Genomic DNA, 15,660 nt, shown 5'->3' with positions numbered 1-15,660 from the left:
TCATTTTATAAAAACCTTAAAGTCCCTTATCCTATACTGTAGGAGTAAAACCTTTTAATCTTAATGCATTTGTAAGTACAGACACAGAACTTAGACTCATAGCAAGAGCTGCTATCATTGGATTTAGCAGTGGACCTCCAAAGATATATAAGATACCCATAGCTACTGGTATTCCTAATGTATTATATCCAAATGCCCAGAATAAATTTTGCTTTATATTGGTTATAGTTTTCTTGCTTAAGTCTATTGCTGTAACAACATCCTTCAAATCACTTCTCATAAGAACTATATCTGCAGACTCCATAGCAACATCTGTTCCAGACCCTATGGCTATACCTACATCAGCTTGAGCTAGAGCCGGTGCATCATTTATACCGTCCCCAACCATGGCAACTTTTTTATTTTCAGCCTGAAGTTTTTTAACCTCATTTGCTTTATCCTGTGGTAAAACCTCTGCAAGTATCCTATCAATTCCCACTTGCTTTGCTATAGCTTCAGCAGTTTTCTTGTTGTCTCCAGTTATCATAGCAACTTCTATTCCCATTGAATGAAGCTTTTCTATGGCCTTTTTACTATTTTCTTTCACTGTATCAGCTACTGCAACTATACCAATTAACTTATTTTCAAGTGCTACATACATTGGCGTCTTACCTTCTGCTGCTAATTTATTTGATGTGTTCTCTAAATTTTCTAAAGAAATATTACTTTCAACCATAAGCTTTCTGTTTCCCAAAAGCACTTTTTTGTTATCTATAGTAACTTCTATTCCATGACCTGGTATTGCCTTAAATAAATCTATCTTCTTAAACTCTAATCCTCTTTCTTCCGCTCCTTTTACTATAGCTTCTCCAAGAGGATGCTCTGAACCCTTTTCCGCAGATGCTGCTAGTTGAAGCAAGTAGTCTTCCGTTATGTCTGATGTAGTTACAATATCTGTAACCTTTGGCTTACCCTCTGTTATCGTCCCTGTCTTGTCAAATACTATAGTTTGTATTCTATGAGCCGTTTCAAGGGCAGTACCACTCTTTATAAGCACACCATATTCAGCACCTTTCCCAGTGCCCACCATTATAGCTGTCGGCGTAGCAAGTCCAAGAGAACATGGGCAAGCTATTACAAGAACAGATATAAATATTGTAAGAGCAAATACTGCTGACTCACCATATAAAAGCCAACCTACTGAAGAGACTAATGCTAATATAATTACCACAGGAACAAAATAACCAGATATTACGTCTGCAAGTTTTGCTATTGGAGCTTTAGAGCCCTGAGCTTCTTCTACTAATTTAACAATTTGAGCTAATGCTGTATCCTTACCAACTCTCGTTGCCTTATATCTTATAGAACCATTTTTGTTTATACTAGCTCCTATAACCTTATCTCCAACAGTTTTTTCCACCGGTATACTTTCACCAGTTAGCATTGATTCATCTACAGAGGTAACTCCCTCTACTACTTCCCCATCTACAGGAACTTTTTCACCTGGTTTTACTAGTACTATGTCTCCAACTTCTACTTCCTCTATAGGAATTTCTTCTTCTTTTCCATTTCTAATTATAATGGCAGTTTTAGGTGCAAGTCCCATTAGCTTTTTTATAGCCTCAGAAGTTTTTCCTTTAGCTACTGATTCTAGGTATTTACCTAAAGTTATTAATGTAAGTATCACACCTGCAGATTCAAAGTACAAATGATATTCATAATTTCCTGAAAGTATTTGTACTACTGAAAAAACACTGTATAAAACTGCTGCTGTAGAACCTATTGCTATAAGTGAATCCATATTAGGGCTTCCTTTAAATAAAGTTTTAAAGCCTATGGTGAAATACTTTTTACCAGCAACTACAATAGGTATTGATAGTATGAGCTGTATAACTGCATATACCTCTTGGTGCATCATGGGATCAATAGCTGGTGGCAGCATATAATTAAACCATTCTAGAATCATTGGTCCCATAGCAATTATAAGAAGTGGAACTCCAAATATTGCCGAAATTATAAACCTGTTCCATAAGCTCTTTATTTCCTGCTCTTTTTTATCCTTATCCTCATCTACAGTAATTTCTTCTTCTAAAGCCTTATAACCTGCTTTTTCTATTGCCTTTTTAATATCGGATATTCTAAGCGTTGAAGCATCAAAGCTTACAGTTAATTTCTCTGACGCAAAATTTACTGTTGCCTCATATACTCCTTCTAATTTTCCTACTGCCTTCTCGACAGTTTTAACACAGGCTGCTCAGGTCATTCCCTCTACTTTTAAAGTTTTTGTGGTAGCTTCAACTAAAGCCTTATAGCCAGCCTTCTCCACGGCCTTTTGTATATCTGGAAGTGATAACTTTGAGTCATCATAATTTACAGTTAACTTTTCTGTAGCAAAATTCACATTTGCTTCAGTAACTCCGTCCAATTTTTTTGAAGCTCTTTCTACTGCCTTGGCACAAGCTGCACAGGTCATGCCTTCTATCTTTAAGGTTTTACTTGACATTACTTTCCCTCCTTCATGCTAATCTTTCATAAGCTTAGAAAGTAAATCCATTATCTCATCTACTTTCTCCTCTCCACTATTATGAATAAAAGCGTCTTTTACGCAGTGATTAAGATGTTGCTTTAATATAAGCATATTAGCTTTCTTTAAAAGAGACTGCGCTGCGATTATTTGATTGGATATATCCATACAGTATCTTCCATCTTCTATCATTTTAATTATGCCTTCAATTTGACCCTTTGAAGTTTTTAGGGATTGAAGTGCTTTTTTTCTTTCTTCGTTCATTTTATACCTCCTCCCCCCTGGGGGGTGTTATGTAATTATAATACTACTGTTCTAAAAATATTGCAAGTGTATTTTTTGATTTTATTTTTTCATAAAATTAAACTCCCTATACAGCCTTTATAACTATCTTACCTAATAATTATGAAGAAATTATAAAGAAAACATCATAAAAATAGACTATGTTACCTTATAATTAAATAACATAGTCTATTTATCATCTTTTTATTCTAAATTAATTTCTTTAAATATATTTCCATTCAAATCCTTTATTTTAAATACATTTTCTTCTAAAATACCATAGGAATTAGGATTATCCTCTTTTGGAAAAGTGATTGAACCTGGGTTTATTATAAATATATTTTCATTTTTCTCAGCTTTAGGTATATGAGTATGTCCGTAAATAAACACATCCCCATCTCTTAATTTAGGCAGGTTGTTCTCATTGTAAATATGTCCGTGAGTTAGAAACAATCTCTTACCTTCATAAAGTACCATAGAGTATGTTGCCATCATAGGGAACTTAATTACCATTTCATCAACTTCACTATCACAATTTCCTCTAACAGCTATAATTTTATCTGAGAACTCATTAAGTAACTCCGCTACCTCTTTTGGATTGTATTCTATGGGCAATGGATTTCTCGCTCCATGGTACAATTCATCACCTAAGATAACTATATAATCAGCATTTTCTTCTTGGAATTTCTCTATTGCCTTTTTAGCGTAGTAAATAGATCCATGTATATCTGACACAAAAAAAATCTTCATCTTAAAAAATTCCTCCTTAAAATCTTTTGTTACTAATAGTTTAACATTTTTTCAATTTTAAACTAGGGTAAATTAAGTTTTAACTTATAATGTCCATAATAAAAGACTCGTTACAAAAGTATACGAGTCTATGTTACTAATAGAATTTACTAAAACTAAAGTTTATTAATAGTCTGCTAACTTTCCCAGTTCATCTGACAAAACAACAAGCTGCTGCAAACTATTGTTTGTTTCCTCAATAGCCAATCTCTGCTGTTCCGTAGTTTCTAATGTAGAATTTGATGATTCAATAGTTTTGTCTAATGATTGATGTATTTTGTTAGTAAGTTCCGATATTGTTAAAACGGTTTCTTTTGAGTTTTGAGATAACTTTCTTATTTCTGTGGCAACTACACTAAACCCTCTGCCTGCATCACCTGCTCTTGCTGCTTCTATAGCAGCATTTAAACCAAGCATATTAGTTTTATCTGCTATTCGCTTTATGGAATCTAATATTGTATTTATATCCATGGAAATATCCTTAACTAGATTTATCTCTCTGCTTAACATATGCTGGTTATTAGTAACTTCTACAGAAGAACTTGTTAATTCCTCCATCGCAGCTGATATCTGGTTAAAGTTCTCAGAAAGAGTATGTGACATCGATTTAAGCTTGTATTGTTCATATCCAATCTTTGATAGTGCATTTGAAACGATGAATAATACCTCAGCAGCAGCTTTCACATTTTTTTCAGTAGTTACTTTAACTTTTTTAACTGCATTGACATACACATCTGCACTAACTCCTATTTCCCCTGCAGTTTTTATGTATTCCTCTTCTATAGGATTCTCCGTTAAAATTTGCCCGCCTAAGATAGTTCCTATCTGCTTTCCATCAATAAGAATTGGTGCAGCAAAATCAATTAACCCTGCATGACATTTATACACATAAGGCCTTCCTGTTTTTGCAGCCTCCTCCCCGCCTCTCCTATGAGATTCAGCACATCTGCTAACCCCTTTATTAGTAGATTGGGTAAAATCCATACAAAAGCTTGTATAAGAGCTTGGCTTAGTTACCGGTTTTCCATTAATATCTACAGTTACACTAGCAATATTCATACTCTCAGCAAAATTATCTTGAAATTTTTGTAGTAAATCAATATCTATAAGATCTTTTATTTGTAGTGTACTTATGTCAAATTTATTAACAACTGTTTCTTTTATCATTTGCATATCCCCCATTATTTAAATATTTCTATAACTTGAAAAATACGTTACTGTAACAATATGGTTGTTGATGCACAAAGTTCTTCTTTTATTGAGTAAATTATAACAGATTTTAATAAATTATTAAATACCTTAGTTGATACTGAGCTGTTTCTTATTTGTAATATCCGCTAGGCTCTATAGGCTGTCCACTAGAATTTCTCACTTCAAAATGAAGGTGAGGTCCCGAAGAAACTCCGGTATTACCGGAATGAGAAATTAGTTGTCCTCCTTTTACAGATTGTCCTACACTGACATCCAAAGAAGAATTATGACCATAAACTGTAGTAATATCACCATGATTAATCATAACTACATTGCCATACCCAGACATAGATTGAGCAGCAATTACTACACCATCTTTTAAAGCATATACAGGTGTCCCCATAGGAACTCCTATATCCATACCAGCATGAAGTCTACTATAACCTAATACTGGATGAAATCTCATACCAAAGGGTGAGGTAATTGGATAAGATCCACCAGTTACACTATAAAGCTTTCCATTAGTTTTAACTGATGTGGAGCTAGGACTAGAAGAAGTACCCCTAGATGGATTAGTCTTTGTTCCCTCTGAAGCCCTAGCTTGTTGAATAACCTTAGCAATTTCCTCTGACTCAGATTGCTCCTTAGAAATCATATTTTCATAAAATCTTTTATCCTTTTCTAATTTACTAACCAAATTCTTCTTTTCATTAGATTTTTCTTGCAAAACCTTGTATTTTTCATCTGCTTCTGATTTTAAACTCACTATCTTTTTCTTGTTGTCTTCTAATTGAGATTTTTTACTCTCTAAACTCTTTTTATTTTCATCAATATAAGCTAAAAGCCTTTTATCATAATCCATGATTCTCCTAACCATTTCTACCCTATTTAGAAGATCAGAGAAATCACTTGAGTTTAAGATGACATCTACGTATCCTGTACTTCCTGACTTATACATAGCTCTAGCTCTTTCTTTAAATAAGTCTTCTTCTCTGTCAAACTCTTTCTTTTTCTCATCAATTTCTTTTTCTTTTATCTTAATTTGTGAGTTTAAACTTATAATATTCTTATTTAACTCCTGTAATTTTGAGGACACTTGTCCCATTTCTTTATCTAAAGCATTCATTTCCTTTTCTACATCACTTTTGTTACTATTAATGTCTTCAAGTTTGCTCTTCTTTTCCTGAATGGACTGGTTTATTTCATTTAACTTTTTTTGATTTTCTTGTAAATTTGCTGCATAAACTGTTGAAACTAAAGAACTGCTGATTGCTAAACTTATTATAAAAACTATACCCCGTCTCACTCTTATTCCTCTCCTATCTATCTTTGGTTTATCTTGTCTAAAAATCCACTTTTCTATTATAAAAGATAAATATGAAGACTTTATGAATAAATAGATAACTTTTTTAATTTAACTTAATTTTCCATTAAAAATTTAAATACAATTTTGAACTTATTTTATACTATGAATAATGAGTCTTTCTCTCCTCCTTAAGCTTTTTTAAATTCTATAATAAATTCAGTACCTTCTCCCTCTTCACTTTTAGCACTAATAGAAGCTGAATGTAGTGTGAGGATATCCTTTACTATAGTTAGTCCTATCCCACTTCCCTCAATTCTGTTTCTACTCTTATCTCCTCTATAAAGTCTCTCAAATATAAAAGGCAAATCCTCTTTACTAATTCCAATACCCTTATCTCTTATAGTGACAATTATAGTATTTTTAGCTTCTGTTAAGTTGATCCAAATTTCACTTCCATAGTCTGAAAACTTAATAGCATTAGATAAAAGATTAATAAATACTTGTTTTAATTTATCTAAGTCTCCAATTATAGTATAGTCTTTGCCGGCTTTTGCATTATAGTGCACATTTATGCTTTTTTCTTTTGATGCAACCAAAAAATCCTCATACACCAAAGCTATTAACTTATCTAAAGAAACTACTTCTTTATTAATAGATACTATTTCTGCTTCAAATTCCTTCAAAGCATCTAAATTGTTCAGTAACTTTCCAAATCTAATAATCTCATCATTTAAAGCTATTAATTGGTCCGTATCCACAGGAAAAATCCCGTCAATCATAGCCTCTAAATTATTTTGAAGAATATTTAGTGGAGTTCTTATCTCATGAGATATATCAGAAACCAATCTTTTTCTTAGTAAGTCCTGCTGGCTGAGCTTTTCTCCTAAAGTATTTATACTCCCCTTAAGTTTTTCAATCTCCAATATGTCTGTATCTACAGTTGCTCTATGATCATAATCACCATTAGATAACCTCACGGATACATTAGACACTTCCTTAATTGGTATTGAAAATTGCCTTGAGGCATAAATACTAATAACGATTATAATAAGAAGACTCAAAAATATACTAGCTACAATACCTTTATTTATGGATAGTTTAAAATTAATGTCTTCTGCAGATAGCAAAACTGAAGAATATTGACCTATCTCTACATATCCAACAGTAGTTCCATTATATCTAATAGGAAAATTAGTTGTATTGTAAACTCCCTTATTTACATCTTTATCCAAAACCTTGAAGTGGTCTCTTTCTCTAATATCATTTGGATCCATCATCCACACTAGCTTTTTATCACCATCTAAAAGGGTTATGCAATAATTACTCATAAAGGCTTCATGTTTTAATTCACTTCCAGAATCCTTTGTCCATCTCCTATCCCTCTTATAAACTTCTTCAAAATATTGTACTATTCTATCATTTCTTTTATTTTGGATGTCTAACATATACTTGCTAAATTTATTGCTTATTGTTATATTTACAAAAATAGCCGTTAAAACTGTTGCTAATATAGAACAAACTAGAATTATAATACTTAACTTTCTCCTTATACTATGCATTATCTGTCACCACCAAATTTGTAACCTATTCTAGGGACAGTTAAAATATACTTAGGTTTTTTACTATCCTCCTCAATTTTCTTTCTTATGTTTTTAATATGAACATCTATAGTCCTATCAAATCCTTCAAAATCCATGCCAAAAACCTTGTCAATTAATTGTTCTCTAGTAAATACCTTTCCTTTATTTGCTGCAAGAGCATAAAGAATATCAAACTCATTAGGAGTTAACATAGCTTCTTTTCCCCTAACATTTACAACTCTGCTGTCTTTATAAATTACAAGATTTTCATTATCAAAAGACAAAGTTAGATTATTATTTACCTCTAACCTTCTAAATAAAGCATTAACCCTGGCAACTAATTCCCTTGGACTAAAGGGTTTAATTAAATACTCATCTGCACCTATATTAAGACCTTCTATCCTATCCTCCAAAGCTGACTTAGCGGTAAGCATGAATATGTGTACTCCTGACTTATCTCTTATAACCTTGCATATTTCTTCTCCGCTAATATCTGGCAGCATTAAATCAAGTATTACTAAACTGAATTTATTCAGTTGGAATATTTCTAATCCCTTCATCCCAGTAGCTGCAGTATAAACTCCATACCCTTCCTTTTCCAAATATGCTTTTAATACGTTGCTTACTTTTTCTTCATCTTCTATTATTAGAATATTGTTCATATAGTTCACCTCAACTTAATGTATGTTTTATAGTATTATATCCTATGATTATACACAATTATTATGTAGATTATATGAATAAGATTACTTTTTCACTTTGATATTTAAAAATATCATTAAGAAAGGGAAACGAAAAATTCGTTTCCCTAGTATTTGTCTTAACTTAACACCATCTTCTTCTACCATTGCAGAATACGATAAGGATTAATATGAGTATCCACCATTCTTCTCCTCTTCTTCCACATGAATGTCTTGATGTGCATCTTGACATATAATATCCCTCCTTATAATCTTTAATGTTTGCTCACTTATATATCCAAAGTTTCTCTCTATGTTTATCTCTTGTTCATAGTCACTAGTAACTTATATTAATATAGTATTCTGATCCCCTAATATTGTTACTAATATTTATTTAAAATTTAAAACTAGTCTAAGTTAATTATATGAGTCCCAAAATATTATACTGTGTTATAATAATATAAATATATGAAATTACTTATACTTAATGGAGGAAATTATGGATTATGTTATTAAATTAGGTTATGAAGGAATAAGTTGGTATAGTGTTTGTGAAGTAATAAAAAAAGCTGGATTAGCAACTCACAGCTTGGAAGATACTGAAAGAGCCTTTAAACATAGTTACATTTCAGTATTTATATTTCATAATGACTTATTAATCGGCACAGGAAGAGCGCTTTCTGACGGTGTCTACCAGGCAGCAATATATGATATTGCCGTTTTACCTGAATATCAAAAAAAAGGTATAGGCAAAATAATTATGGACGAGCTTGAAAAAAACCTAATAGGCACTAATATAATATTATATGCAAACCCTTCTGCAGAAAGTTTCTATAAGAAATTGGGATACTCTAAAATGCTTACAGGTATGGCAAAGTTCGTGAACAACGATTCCATGCGCACTAAAGGATTTATCCAGTAGCCTAAATAAAAAAACTGTATCTTAACTATAGTTTCTATAAGATACAGTTTTCTTAATGTACTTTTATTATTCACTTCATAATTCTTATCTTTAATTTACCAGCTTAAATTCACTGTTAGTAATTTTAAAGTTATTTTTTAAACCACTTGTTATATAAACGTCCTTATTTTTGGTTATAAAAATAACATCAATTCCTGGTATATTTTCAATAAACTCCATTCCGCCCTTTAATCCTTTAGAGAATACAGATGTAGAAAGCGCATCGCCATCTATGGATTTATCACTTATTATAGTAATACCTGCAATTTCATTCTCATAGGGATAGCCAGTAAAAGGGTTTAAAATATGATGATATTTTTTTCCATCCTGTTCTATAAATCTTTCATATATTCCAGATGTAACTACCGATTTATTGGATACTCCAATAGAGCCAACAATTTGTCCTCTTGAATCAAAGGGGTTTTGAATGCCTATTCTCCAAGGTTCTCCATCTGGTTTATTCCCCATTGCAAGAACATTTCCACCTAAATCTATAACTGCACTCTTTACGCCTTCTTTCTTAAGAACTTCACTAACAGCATCGGCAGTATATCCTTTAGCAATTCCTCCTAGATCTATAATCATTCCTGGTCTTTTTAAAAATATAGACTTATCATTATCATTTACCTCTAGATCTTTATAGCCTACAAACTTAAGTTTTTCATCTATTTCATTCTTTGTAGGAACCTTAGCTTCTGGCAACCCGATACTCCAAAGTTTTACTATTGGTCCTACGGTTATATCAAAAGTACCTTCTGTCTTTTTCGAATACTCCAACCCTTTCTTTACTATAGTAAAGGTATCATCTTTAACCTTTACCCATTCCTTTCCAGAACCAGCATTTACTCTATCAAGTTCTGTCCCTTCTTTGTTTATGCTAACCTCGCTTTCAATTTGCCTTATTCTATCAAAGGCCTTATTCATTACATCTTCATTCTTCTTATCGTATAGCGAGACTTTAATTATTGTTCCCATAAGAAACTCCGTTTCCGTCATAGGATTATTGGAATTATTAGCAACTTTTGTACACCCAGAAATACTTAAGCTAATCACAATTGCTCCCAACATAATGGATAGTTTTTTGAAGTTAATCATTTTAGTATCTCCTAGTTATGAAAATCGTAATAAAACATAACCTACTCCCTTCCACTTTGACTTTTATATATACGATTTTTACCAAATATCTAAATACTTATAATCATTTTCACTAAAAATACTATAGATATTATAACTATTTTCATCCATAAAGTAAATAAAAGAAAAGACCTTAAGATTAATTAAAACCTAAGGTCTTATTGATAAACTATTATTTAATAGTTACTTTTGATACTGCTGTATCACCCTTCTTAGCGTTGTCCACTAGTTGAGTAGATAACTTCTTAAAGTTATCTGTAGAATGTGTTGCACCAGTAACTGTATCTACTTTAGCTGGATCTTGCTTTGCAACTAAGTCCTCTGATAATTGTTTAGTATATTTAGCTGGACCTGTTTTTACCTTTGCTTCCATGTTTTTATTGTACTCAGCGTCTTCTGACTTAAACTTTCCATCCTTATTAGTGTAATCGAATTTAACAGTAGCAATTTTTCCGCCGTTAACTTCCATTTCAACGAATGGTTTCCATCCTTTATCATCGAAGTCTGATGCTTCAGCCTTATATTTTCCGTCCTTTAAAGCATCTGTAGAAGCTTCTTTTTTAGCTCCGCATCCTGCTAATAATCCTGTACTTACAACCGCTGTAATTATTAATGATGATACTAGTTTCTTGTTCATTTGTATCCCCCCATCACATAATCTGTTAATTATCAAACACTTTTTAATGAATCTTTAATGCAATTTAATTATACTATGAAAACCTTGTATTGTGTTAGTGATTTTTCTAATATAACATTGCTTTTACTTATATCAATAAAATGGCATAAAATCCTCCACACTAGTATTCTCAATAGTTTTAAAGCTTCAAGCTCTTTTAAATGTATTTATTTATTAGTGAAACCCCTCTGTTAAACATATAGACATATTCTCAATTTAGTTATAATATTTTATTAAGGATTTATTTTATTTGTTATAATTTTATTAAATTTTTAAGAAAATGAGGGGTGATTGCATGTCAACTAATACTAAAATACTGATTTTAGGTGCTGGCTATGGTGGTGTTCATACCGCAAAAAAATTAGCTAAAAAATATAAAAAAGATAACTCAGTGGAAATCACTTTAATCGACAAAAATCCCTTCCATACTTTAATGACAGAACTTCATGAAGTAGCAGGGGGAAGAGTTCATCCTGAATCAGTGCAAATTCAGTTGAGTAAAATATTTAATAGAACAAAGGTTAATTTAGTTACAGACTATATTGAAAAAGTGGACACAGACAATAAATTAGTAACTACAAAACATGGTAAATATAATTACGATTACCTAGTAGTGGGAACTGGTTCAGAGCCAACCTTTTTTGGTGTACCGGGAGTAAAGGAAAATGGATTTACCCTCTGGTCCTTTGAAGATGCAATAAAAATTAGAGCTCATATTCAATCCATGTTTAAACAAGCCTCAGTGGAAAGAGACGAAAAGAAGAGGAAGTCACTGCTTACCTTTGTAGTAGCAGGTTCTGGTTTTACCGGAATAGAAATGGCTGGTGAACTTCTTGAGTGGAAAGGTAAATTAGCTAAAGAGCATAATGTAGATGAGAAAGAAGTAAACCTTCTCGTTGTGGAAGCAATGTCTACAATATTAAATATGCTTGATAGACAACAGGCGGACAAAGCAGAAAGATATATGACTAAACATGGAATTCAATTATTAAAGGATTCTCCAATAGTTGAGGTAACTAAAAATAGTGTAAAGTTAAAAAACGGAGAGGAAATTTCTACTGAAACCCTTATTTGGACCTGCGGTATACAGGCTAATCAAGAGGCTGCAGAGTATGGTCTTGAAAGAGGACGAGCTGGAAGACTACTTTCAAATGAGTATATGCAGGCAATTGGAAAGGAAGATGTATTTGTAGTAGGTGATATAACTTACTACGAGGAAGAGCCTGGAAAGGGAACTCCTCAAATAGTGGAAGCCGCTATTCAAACTGGTGATGTTATAGCTAAAAACATAGCTGCTTCAATAGATAAGAAAGAAATGACTAGATTCAAGTCAAATTATCATGGTTTCATGGTCTCAATTGGAGGAAAATACTGCGTGGCTAACCTTTCAGGTATAAAATTATCTGGTTTCTTCGCTATGGTAATGAAGCACTTAGTCAACCTTCACTATCTATGGGGAGTAAATGGTATAAATGCTTGCTATCATTACCTAATTCATGAATTTTTCTCAATGGAAGATAAGAGAAGTATAATGAGAGGACATTTGTCTTCAAAAGGAAATAGACTATGGCTTATTCCACTAAGACTATTTATTGGTGTTACATGGCTTCTAGAAGGTTTAAAGAAATTCGTTGGCGAAAGTACCTGGGATAAAGGCGGGCTTTTATCTGTATTTAGCGGTCCAGGCTCCGATAGCTGGGTTACGGCTGGAAATATCAAAATGCCTTTTGAGTGGTTAAAAACAGCTGCAACCTCTGGTGCCTCTGAAGCTGCAACCGCAGCAACACAGGCTGCTACTCCTGAACCAATATTAAGTAGTATGCCTAGTTTTTATAGTGCAATTATGAAACTTATGATACCAAATCCAGATATTGCAATCTGGTTCCAAAGAGTTGTAGTGTTAACAGAAGTGTGCATAGGACTTGCTCTTCTTGCAGGATTATTTACTTTCCTAGCTAGTGCTGCTTCTGCCTTTATGGTTGTTAACTTTGTACTTTCAGCAATGGCTGGATGGGATATACTATGGTACTTCTTTGGTGCTATTGCTTTGATGTCTGGAGCTGGAAGAACCTTTGGATTAGACTATTGGGTAATGCCATGGATAAGCAATCTGCTAAGCAATTGGTGGCTTGGAAAGAGAGTTCCTGTTTATAATCAAAAAACTTCTACTAATAGATTTTTAACTTCAGAGGATAACATAAGTGTATAAGCCAAAGAACAATTAAACTTAAATAGGTAGGGTGGTATCCACTCTACCTTATGACTATTTGTAAGTGAACCTACCTACTTTATCCTTATAAACCATTTATATCGTAAGTTGTTTCCTTAGATATACTGTTAAAATTGATATATAGGAGTGATGACATGGACAAGATATGGAATAAATATGAAGATATACAAAAGGAATTAGAAGCTGTTGTTTCCTTTATGGAAAAGAATACTAAATGTAAAGATAAAAAGATAGAAGGTTCCATTAAAGAGCTAATTCACTCCGGTGGAAAGATGCTGAGGCCTGCTTTTGTCATTATCTCATCTCATTTTGGCAATTATGATGCTGAAAAAACTAGATCCCTAGCCTCTGTAATCGAACTACTTCATATGGCTACCTTAGTTCATGATGATGTTGTAGATGATGCTAAACTTAGACGTGGCCAGGAAACTGTCCAATCAAAGTATGGAAAAGACTATGCTGTATATATAGGAGATTTTCTTTTCTGTGTATGCTTTAAAATTTTAGCTTCCTCAGCAACTCTTCAAAGTATAAAAATAGATAGTAATTCCATGTCTAGAATTTGCTTAGGAGAAATAGATCAATTAAATTCAAGATTTAATAGTAATCTCTCGGTAAAAAGTTATTTAAATAGAATTTCTGGTAAAACTGCTGAGCTTCTTTCATTGTCACTATATACTGGTGCTGCTGAGAGCGGGTGTAGCGATGGCCTTTGTAAACAATTCTGGAAAATAGGGCATAATATTGGCATGGCCTTTCAAATTATAGATGATATTCTAGACTATGTAGGTAGTAATAATGTTGTAGGTAAAGCTGTTGGGAAAGATATAAAACAGGGCATATTCACAGTACCATTTATTTATGCTGCAAATAAGAACAGAAGAGCCTTTGAACCTTATTTTCACAAAGAAGTCTTCTCCGAGGAAGATGTAAGAAAAATTATAGAATTAGTAAATAATAATGGTGGTATTACTAGCTCTAGAGAACTTGCAGATAAATATACAAAAAAAGCTTTCAATTTAATAAACCGTCTCCCTGAAAATAGACACAAGATAATCTTAAAAGAAATTACAGAAATGCTTCTAAAGAGAACTTATTAAATATATGTATAAAGTATAAAAGAACTGCTATCAAGTTTCATTATATCGAATAAAATTGATAGCAGTTCCTTTTATTTAAATAGGCTTTTAGCCTGCTTTTTAAAATCATCTATTAAACTTTTTAAGTGCTTATGGGTTTCATGTTTAAAGGAAAGAAAAACTTCATAATTAAATGAAGCACCCTTTATTTTAATCTCTTTCATAAGACCACTACTAATATCTTTTTCAACAGAAATCTTAGGAAGAAGACTTATAGTTGGAGCTCCATATACTGAATTTTTCCCAATATCTATAGAGTTAGCTGTAAATACAATATTAAGGTCATCAATGTCATACCCCTGTGATGCAAGAGCCAAATGAAGCAATCTTTTGATATCTGGTCCATCCTTTAACAAAATAAAGGAGTATTTAAAAATGTCCTCAAAAGAAAGAGGACCTTTAAGGTCAATTTCTGGGTTTGTTACAAAAACCAGTTCATCACTTCCAACTTTTAAGCTTACTATATCCTCCCGTTCAGCAGCTTCATAGGTTAAAATAATATCTGCGAAATCATTATCCAATTCTGACTCAATGCTGTTACCAATCATACTGGTTAATTTAAAAGAATAATTTTTATACTTATCTTTTAAGTTAATTATTGCTTTAAGCATTACTGAGTTTATAGAAGAAGATGGTGAGGATATGGCAAAGGTACTGTCTTTATTTCGTTTTATAATTGATATGTCATCTATTATTCTTTCATAAGCCTTAATTATAGTCTTAACATGTTTAAGTATAAGTTGCCCCTCTTTTGTAAGCTCAACACCTTTATTACTTCTCTCTAAAAGCTGAACTCCAAGTTCTTCCTCAAGCCTTAAAAGCTGCTGACTAAGTGCCGATTGAGATATATGTGAAAGTAATGCCACCTTAGATATACTTCTCAGTGTGGCCACATCGTAAAAGTTCTTTAGAGATTGAATATTCATAGCATCCTCCTAAGTAAGCATATTACTATTATGATAGAATACTTTCATGCTTTTTTCAATAAATAGTTAAAAACTTTAATCTTAATATTCTAGCTTGGTATCCACTAAAGTTGTTAAATAAACATACTAAACTATATATAAAAATATATAAAATAAAAAGCACCGAGTTAATACTCAGTGCTTTGGCTGGGATAGCAGGATTTGAACCTACGAATGCCAGAGTCAAAGTCTGGTGCCTTACCGCTTGGCGATATCCCAATATA

General features: G+C 32.4%; 13 protein-coding genes and 1 tRNA gene. 3 read left to right on the top strand and 11 right to left on the bottom strand.

Annotated elements, in window-relative coordinates; translation table 11 throughout:
- Nucleotides 1–31: 31 nt before the first annotated feature.
- The 7 genes from P8V03_RS17190 to P8V03_RS17160 all read right to left on the bottom strand — a co-directional run bounded on the left by P8V03_RS17190 (nucleotide 32) and on the right by P8V03_RS17160 (nucleotide 8,313).
- Nucleotides 32–2,482: a heavy metal translocating P-type ATPase gene (locus P8V03_RS17190; RefSeq protein ID WP_318799108.1), complete on the bottom strand. Its 2,451-nt coding sequence runs from the start codon at nucleotides 2,480–2,482 to the stop codon at nucleotides 32–34.
- A gap of 18 nt (nucleotides 2,483–2,500) precedes the next feature.
- Nucleotides 2,501–2,767: a metal-sensing transcriptional repressor gene (locus P8V03_RS17185; protein WP_261673369.1), complete on the bottom strand. Its 267-nt coding sequence runs from the start codon at nucleotides 2,765–2,767 to the stop codon at nucleotides 2,501–2,503.
- Between the two features lie 222 nt (nucleotides 2,768–2,989).
- Nucleotides 2,990–3,535, bottom strand: coding sequence for a phosphodiesterase (gene yfcE, locus P8V03_RS17180; RefSeq protein WP_261673370.1), 546 nt, complete (start codon nucleotides 3,533–3,535; stop codon nucleotides 2,990–2,992).
- A 165-nt stretch (nucleotides 3,536–3,700) separates the two neighbouring features.
- On the bottom strand, nucleotides 3,701–4,741 hold the full coding sequence (locus tag P8V03_RS17175; protein WP_318799107.1) for a PocR ligand-binding domain-containing protein: 1,041 nt from the start codon (nucleotides 4,739–4,741) through the stop codon (nucleotides 3,701–3,703).
- Between the two features lie 154 nt (nucleotides 4,742–4,895).
- On the bottom strand, nucleotides 4,896–6,071 hold the full coding sequence (locus tag P8V03_RS17170) for a murein hydrolase activator EnvC family protein (RefSeq protein WP_318799106.1): 1,176 nt from the start codon (nucleotides 6,069–6,071) through the stop codon (nucleotides 4,896–4,898).
- A gap of 188 nt (nucleotides 6,072–6,259) precedes the next feature.
- Nucleotides 6,260–7,630, bottom strand: a complete 1,371-nt coding sequence (locus P8V03_RS17165) for a HAMP domain-containing sensor histidine kinase (RefSeq protein WP_318799105.1) — start codon at nucleotides 7,628–7,630, stop codon at nucleotides 6,260–6,262.
- Nucleotides 7,630–8,313, bottom strand: coding sequence for a response regulator transcription factor (locus P8V03_RS17160; RefSeq protein WP_261673373.1), 684 nt, complete (start codon nucleotides 8,311–8,313; stop codon nucleotides 7,630–7,632). Before P8V03_RS17160 ends, P8V03_RS17165 begins: the two co-directional genes overlap by 1 nt.
- A gap of 517 nt (nucleotides 8,314–8,830) precedes the next feature.
- On the opposite strand from P8V03_RS17160, the gene P8V03_RS17155 reads away from it, so the two are divergent.
- Nucleotides 8,831–9,253, top strand: a complete 423-nt coding sequence (locus tag P8V03_RS17155) for a GNAT family N-acetyltransferase (protein WP_261673374.1) — start codon at nucleotides 8,831–8,833, stop codon at nucleotides 9,251–9,253.
- A gap of 90 nt (nucleotides 9,254–9,343) precedes the next feature.
- On the opposite strand, the gene P8V03_RS17150 is transcribed toward P8V03_RS17155, so the two are convergent.
- Both P8V03_RS17150 and P8V03_RS17145 read right to left on the bottom strand, forming a co-directional pair.
- On the bottom strand, nucleotides 9,344–10,387 hold the full coding sequence (locus tag P8V03_RS17150) for an FAD:protein FMN transferase (RefSeq protein ID WP_261673375.1): 1,044 nt from the start codon (nucleotides 10,385–10,387) through the stop codon (nucleotides 9,344–9,346).
- Nucleotides 10,388–10,598: 211 nt separating this feature from the next.
- Nucleotides 10,599–11,063 carry an FMN-binding protein gene (locus tag P8V03_RS17145; protein ID WP_261673376.1) on the bottom strand — a complete coding sequence of 155 codons (465 nt, stop codon included), beginning with the start codon at nucleotides 11,061–11,063 and terminating at the stop codon, nucleotides 10,599–10,601.
- 334 nt (nucleotides 11,064–11,397) lie between these two features.
- Here P8V03_RS17145 and P8V03_RS17140 point away from each other — a divergent pair, with 334 nt between their 5' ends.
- Nucleotides 11,398–13,311 (top strand): FAD-dependent oxidoreductase, encoded by a 1,914-nt coding sequence (locus tag P8V03_RS17140; RefSeq protein WP_318799104.1) that lies wholly within the window; start codon nucleotides 11,398–11,400, stop codon nucleotides 13,309–13,311.
- A gap of 155 nt (nucleotides 13,312–13,466) precedes the next feature.
- Complete coding sequence (locus P8V03_RS17135; RefSeq protein ID WP_261673378.1) at nucleotides 13,467–14,432, top strand: polyprenyl synthetase family protein; 966 nt, start codon at nucleotides 13,467–13,469, stop codon at nucleotides 14,430–14,432.
- Between the two features lie 71 nt (nucleotides 14,433–14,503).
- Here the strand turns inward: P8V03_RS17135 and P8V03_RS17130 are convergent, their stop codons facing one another.
- The gene (locus tag P8V03_RS17130) at nucleotides 14,504–15,397 is read right to left on the bottom strand and encodes a LysR family transcriptional regulator (protein ID WP_318799103.1); all 894 of its coding nucleotides are present in this window, start codon (nucleotides 15,395–15,397) and stop codon (nucleotides 14,504–14,506) included.
- Between the two features lie 183 nt (nucleotides 15,398–15,580).
- Nucleotides 15,581–15,655, bottom strand: a tRNA-Gln gene (locus tag P8V03_RS17125).
- Between the last annotated feature and the right edge of the window lie 5 nt (nucleotides 15,656–15,660).

Origin of the sequence: Clostridium tanneri (assembly GCF_033659955.1) — a bacterium.
GTDB lineage: Bacteria > Bacillota > Clostridia > Clostridiales > Clostridiaceae > Clostridium_AM > Clostridium_AM tanneri.
The sequence above is the reverse complement of the archived record's forward strand: the minus strand, read 5'-3'. Positions and strand labels throughout refer to the sequence as shown.

Excerpts from the sequence above, each read along its gene's own strand:
- P8V03_RS17185 (WP_261673369.1), bottom strand. The coding sequence starts at position 2,767 with ATGAACGAAGAAAGAAAAAAAGCACTTCAATCCCTAAAAACTTCAAAG.
- yfcE (WP_261673370.1), bottom strand. The coding sequence starts at position 3,535 with ATGAAGATTTTTTTTGTGTCAGATATACATGGATCTATTTACTACGCT.
- P8V03_RS17175 (WP_318799107.1), bottom strand. The coding sequence starts at position 4,741 with ATGATAAAAGAAACAGTTGTTAATAAATTTGACATAAGTACACTACAA.
- P8V03_RS17165 (WP_318799105.1), bottom strand. The coding sequence starts at position 7,630 with ATGCATAGTATAAGGAGAAAGTTAAGTATTATAATTCTAGTTTGTTCT.
- P8V03_RS17160 (WP_261673373.1), bottom strand. The coding sequence starts at position 8,313 with ATGAACAATATTCTAATAATAGAAGATGAAGAAAAAGTAAGCAACGTA.
- P8V03_RS17155 (WP_261673374.1), top strand. The coding sequence starts at position 8,831 with ATGGATTATGTTATTAAATTAGGTTATGAAGGAATAAGTTGGTATAGT.
- P8V03_RS17150 (WP_261673375.1), bottom strand. The coding sequence starts at position 10,387 with ATGATTAACTTCAAAAAACTATCCATTATGTTGGGAGCAATTGTGATT.
- P8V03_RS17145 (WP_261673376.1), bottom strand. The coding sequence starts at position 11,063 with ATGAACAAGAAACTAGTATCATCATTAATAATTACAGCGGTTGTAAGT.
- P8V03_RS17140 (WP_318799104.1), top strand. The coding sequence starts at position 11,398 with ATGTCAACTAATACTAAAATACTGATTTTAGGTGCTGGCTATGGTGGT.
- P8V03_RS17135 (WP_261673378.1), top strand. The coding sequence starts at position 13,467 with ATGGACAAGATATGGAATAAATATGAAGATATACAAAAGGAATTAGAA.
- P8V03_RS17130 (WP_318799103.1), bottom strand. The coding sequence starts at position 15,397 with ATGAATATTCAATCTCTAAAGAACTTTTACGATGTGGCCACACTGAGA.